Here is a 4,835-nt window from a genome sequence, read left to right on the forward strand (position 1 = left end):
GGCGTCGCAAGCATCAACCCCAATGTCAGCACGCCGGCGCTCGCCAGCAGCCCCTGGTACAGCAGCCGCGTCCTGGCATCGCCGAGGCGCACCGCGAGCGTCTTCTTGCCCGACTGCGCATCGGTTGGGATGTCACGCAGGTTGTTGGCCACCAGCGCCGCCGACGACAGCACACCCGTCGTCACCGCGAGCACCCCGCCCACCCAGTCCACCCGCAACGCCTGGGTGTACTGGGTGCCCAACACCGCGACCAGTCCGAAGAACACGAACACCGCCGCTTCTCCAAAACCCGCATAGCCGTAGGGCTTTGAGCCGCCGGTATACAGCCACGCACCAGCGATGCACAATGCGCCGACCACGATCAACCACGGCGCACTGGTCATCGCCAGCACCAGGCCCGCCAGCGCGCCGACACTCAAACTCACCACCGCCACCGCCAGGACCGAGCGCGGCGCCGCCAGCCGCGAGCCCACCAGGCGAACTGGGCCGGCCCGCTCGTCGTCGGTGCCGCGGATGCCGTCGGAGTAGTGGTTGCCGAAGTTGACTCCGACGGTCATCGCCACCGCGACGGCCAACGCCAGCACCGCTTTCCACCACACGGCGGCGTGCAGCCAGGCCGCAGCACCCGTGCCGGCGATCACCGGCGCGACGGCGTTGGGCAGCGTGCGTGGCCGCGCCCCCGCGAACCATTGACTAACGGTCGCCACGGCTCGATCCTTCCACGGCACAATGAGCGGATGCTGGCAGTGATCGGAGGCAGCGGCTTCTATACCTTTTTCGGAGCCGACGCGCGCACCGTCGATGTGGACACGCCATTCGGTGCGCCCAGCGCCCCGATCACCGTGGGCGCGGTGGGCCAGCATGAAGTCGCGTTCCTGCCGCGCCACGGTGTACGCCACGAATACTCAGCCCACACCGTGCCGTATCGGGCCAACATGTGGGCGCTGCGCAAGCTCGGGGTGCGACGGGTCTTCGCGCCGTGCGCGGTCGGCAGCCTGACGCCTGAGTTGGGTCCCGGCACGGTGGTGGTGCCCGACCAACTACTAGATCGCACGCACGGGCGCGCCGATACCTACTTCGAATCCGGCGGTGTGCATGCCAGCTTCGCCGACCCGTACTGCCCGATACTGCGGGCGGCGGCCGCCAGCCTGCCCGGCGTGGTCGACGGCGGCACCATGGTGGTGATACAGGGGCCCCGGTTCTCCACCCGCGCCGAAAGCCGCTGGTACGCCTCGGCAGGGTGCACTTTGGTGAACATGACGGGCTATCCAGAGGCGGTGCTCGCGCGTGAACTCGAAATGTGTTACGCCGCAATAGCTTTAGTCACTGACCTGGACGCCGGTGTCGACGTCGGCGGCGGGGTCAAAGCCGTCGAGGTGTTCAGCGAATTCGAAAAGAACATCGAGCCGTTGAAAAAGCTGGTGTACGAGGCGATCGGTCAGGTGTCGGCCGAACTCACGTGCGCGCAGTGCCTGCCGCATACCGGTACCGAGCTGCCGTTCGACCTGGCGTAGTGGCATCGCAGGCTAGGCTATGCCAATGCAGGGCCGGGCTCGGATGACGCCGCTGGGGGCGGTGCTGCGAGGCGCGCTGGCCGGCGCTATAGGCACCCTGGCGATGGATCTGCTGTGGTACCGCCGCTATCGGCGCGGCGGCGGCCAGAGCGCGTTTGCCCCGTGGGAATCGTCGGCCGGCTTGGACAACTGGAACGACGCTCCGGCGCCGGCGCGGTTCGGCAAGCGGCTGATCGAGACTGTCTTTGACAGTGAGCTGCCGCCGACGCGAGCACGTCTGGTCAACAACGTCGTCCATTGGGCCACCGGAGTGGGATGGGGTGCGGTCTTCGGGCTGATAGGTGGATCGGTGCCCATCCGCCTCTGGCAGGGGCCCGCTTTCGGTACGGGGGTTTGGCTGCAGTCCTACGCCGTGCTGGTGCCTGCGAAGCTGTATAAGCCGATGTGGGAATACGACATTCAAACGTTGGCGAAGGACCTCAGCGCACACCTGGTGTACGGGTCGGCGGCCGTCGGAGCCTTCCGGTTGCTTGCCGTCGTGTGACCTCACGTTCGATGGCGGCGGCTGTCTCCTGAGTCCTCTTGTCCCCGATAGATTGTGGGTTTGGCGGCGCTTGCCTGCTGCGGAGAGTCCGGACGATGGATTCGCGGCTTGGGTGCCGGGTGCTCAGGGCTACCAGCGGCCAACCTCGTCGTCTCGGTCTCGCCGGTTGCCAGTCGTGTGGTCGCCGCGTCCGATGCTGGGGGAGGAGTGCTACTCGGCCTGCTGGTAGTTGGCAATGACCGCCCGGTCACGATGACGACCACAAGGATGCAGACCGCCAGTAGACAAAGCACGACGTCGAAGGTGCTGGTTATCTGCTGCGCGAGGTTGTTGCCGTAGACCGGATTGGCCGCCCACCCGGAGGTACCCGCCACCCGAGGCGCCAGCGCGATGCCCACCACGATGCGAGAAATGGTGAGCACCAACAGAACTGCACATGCCGAGCTGATCAACACCGCAGGCAGGGCGCGGTTGAGCACGTTGATGTAAAGCCACACCGCAAGCACCGCGGTGACAAGGTCGAACGCGGCCATGGCCGCGCTGTTGTACGGCGAGTAGGGCAGCTTCAGGCTCAGCGAAACAACGAGGTCGGTGACCCGCATCACGACAGAACCGACGGACCATACCACGATGAGCAGCAAGCCCTTTCGCGCTGCGGCCCGCCAAACGTCGGCCTGCTGGGGCGTCATAGTCATGATCAGCATCAGTGGTCCGAAAATCGCCGCTGCCGCCGCCCAGGCCAGGTAACCCTCGAACCCGACCCCCGCGGTCGACGTGTTCTGGGCGATGCCGTGGAATCCGTCGATGTCCCGGCCAATGGGAAGACTCCACACGATGAGCCCGGCCACTAGAGTCGACGCCCCGAGCGCGATGATTGCGAGGCGAGATACCCTGCTGCGCCGTAGAATCCACCGTGACGCCACCACAACTGCCACCAACGCGACGACGCCGTAGATGACCGCGGTCGCGATGATCGCCACATTCTGCTTGCCGAATCCAGAACCGGCCGACGGTAGGGCGCTTTTCACCCGCCAGAACAGGTTGAGCAAAAAGCTCAGGGACGCAAGGACGATCGAGGCGTAGCCGACGATTCGGGTCGATTGCAGCCAGCGGCGAAACTTCTCGTCGTCGGTGGCGGTGCCGGTGATTAAGGGTTGTGCGCTCAATAATGACCCGGCGATCCCCAGCCATGCGCCCGGGCCGACGCCGCTTGGCACGTTGGCGCTGCCGCCGTATCTGACCGTCTGGACCACCTCGAACACCACGACACCGAACACCAGCAGTCCATACGGGGCGTTGAGCCAAGCCCGCAGCCGGCCAACCATGACCGGATTGAAACGCGAGCCGAACAGCCTCCAAGGCCCGGCGTAGGTGACCACGATCGATCCAAGCGAAAGCACGGTGGCCGCAATCAGTAACGCAAACACGCCCCCATGGCCGTTGGGGATGGCGCCGCCGAAGTACAGGTTCCACGGTAAGAACAGCGCAATCAGCAACAGCACAGCGGCGGCAACGTCGCGGCCGATGTTCCACCGCCGCGTCGACCTCCGCGCCACGAGCGGTCGCTGGCTTGGTGGCGACATTTTCTGGGTGGGAATGGCTTGTGTTGGGCCGAACTGGTCGGATTGCCGATGCTGCTCGGGCGACGATTGCTGGCCGTGGGCACGGGCAATCCGCGGTCGGGTGCCGAAGCGGTCGTTAGGCGTGTCCCCGCGGCTTTCGCTCACCAGGTTCCCCCTGTGATGTGACAGTGGTTTTGCGCAACGGGTGTGGGATTAGTTAACACCTCCGGTCATGGTTGCGCTGAGGGTCGGCGAACATACTGCTCGTCGGGACGGTCCCGGGCAATGTCGATATGCTGGCCCAATCTGCGCAGACCGGGGGAGTTTGTCGGTCGAAAGACAGATACCGCCGCAGTTATCGCAGTGTAATGATGATGAGACATTGCCGCGGGCGGCCGGTGATGCAGTGCGAGGGATCGGCGGAAAACGTGCCGATGTCATACGCACTTGCGTGAGAGGAGAACCGCGATGGACGTAGCTTTGGGTGTCGCGGTCACAGGTCCGGTTGCCCGGGTAGCGCTTGTCGGGTCCGGTGCCGACAGCGGCGCGGTGATCGATCAGTCAGTCATCGACGTGTCCTCGGATGCGATTCGAAGATTGACGGAAACGGTCGTCGGCACACATCGGTCGCTGGCCGACCAAGGTCATCGGCTGGTAGGTACCCGGCTGTGCTGGTCGGATCAACGCCAAGCTAGTGACCTGCGAAGGATGCTAGACGACTCGGGTGTCCACAACGTCGCGTTGCTCTCCGAGCCAGAGGCAGCAACGGCGTTGGTGCGCAACGTTTCTCGTGGCGAGGGCCAACATGGCGTGCTTCTGCTCGATGATGACACTGCGATGCTCTCGCTGATCGGCACCGACGACGCCGCAACGAGGGCGGTGGGTGCCAAGCCACTACGTGGCTCCGACCCAGTCACGGCGGCTGGCGCATTGCTGGGCCGGCTGCGTGAACAGCCGGGGGCGGCCAGCGATGTCTACCTGATCTCCAAGTCCGCTGATGTCTCGGCCGTGGCTGACGAACTTCGAGCCACGTCGGCGTTGCCGGTAGCAGTTCCGGAGAACCCGGAGTTCGCGATCGCGCGGGGCGCGGCGATGGCGGGGATGCCGGCTCAGGACGCGACGATGGCGGGGATGCCGGCTCAGGACGCGACGATGGCGGCGATGCCGGCTCAGGACGCGACGATGGCGGCGATGCCGGCTCAGGACGCGACGATG

The 4,835-nt window shown here is 65.6% G+C and carries 4 protein-coding genes and 1 pseudogene; 3 read left to right on the forward strand and 2 right to left on the reverse strand.

The genetic code is table 11. The features are described 5' to 3' along the window. A partial coding sequence (locus ACFE99_RS22795) for a 1,4-dihydroxy-2-naphthoate polyprenyltransferase (RefSeq protein ID WP_375488822.1) occupies positions 1-707 on the reverse strand: 707 nt, incomplete at its 3' end. 30 nt (positions 708-737) lie between these two features. Here ACFE99_RS22795 and ACFE99_RS22800 point away from each other — a divergent pair. Together ACFE99_RS22800 and ACFE99_RS22805 are read left to right on the forward strand one after the other, a co-directional pair. Next, positions 738-1,514, forward strand: a complete 777-nt coding sequence (locus ACFE99_RS22800) for an S-methyl-5'-thioadenosine phosphorylase (RefSeq protein ID WP_375488825.1) — start codon at positions 738-740, stop codon at positions 1,512-1,514. A gap of 25 nt (positions 1,515-1,539) precedes the next feature. Then, positions 1,540-2,058, forward strand: coding sequence for a hypothetical protein (locus ACFE99_RS22805; RefSeq protein ID WP_375488827.1), 519 nt, complete (start codon positions 1,540-1,542; stop codon positions 2,056-2,058). A gap of 2 nt (positions 2,059-2,060) precedes the next feature. Here ACFE99_RS22805 and ACFE99_RS22810 read toward each other — a convergent pair whose 3' ends face one another. Beyond that, positions 2,061-3,641 (reverse strand): hypothetical protein, encoded by a 1,581-nt coding sequence (locus ACFE99_RS22810; RefSeq protein WP_375488829.1) that lies wholly within the window; start codon positions 3,639-3,641, stop codon positions 2,061-2,063. 447 nt (positions 3,642-4,088) lie between these two features. Here ACFE99_RS22810 and ACFE99_RS22815 point away from each other — a divergent pair. Beyond that, positions 4,089-4,835, forward strand: a pseudogene (locus ACFE99_RS22815) (hypothetical protein); the annotation flags it as partial.

This window comes from uncultured Mycobacterium sp., from assembly GCF_964249325.1.
Classification (GTDB): Bacteria; Actinomycetota; Actinomycetes; order Mycobacteriales; family Mycobacteriaceae; genus Mycobacterium.

Bases quoted from the DNA above. Each gene is read 5' to 3' on its own strand.
- ACFE99_RS22800 (WP_375488825.1), top strand. From the start codon at position 738: ATGCTGGCAGTGATCGGAGGCAGCGGCTTCTATACCTTTTTCGGAGCC.
- ACFE99_RS22805 (WP_375488827.1), top strand. From the start codon at position 1,540: ATGCAGGGCCGGGCTCGGATGACGCCGCTGGGGGCGGTGCTGCGAGGC.
- ACFE99_RS22810 (WP_375488829.1), bottom strand. From the start codon at position 3,641: ATGTCGCCACCAAGCCAGCGACCGCTCGTGGCGCGGAGGTCGACGCGG.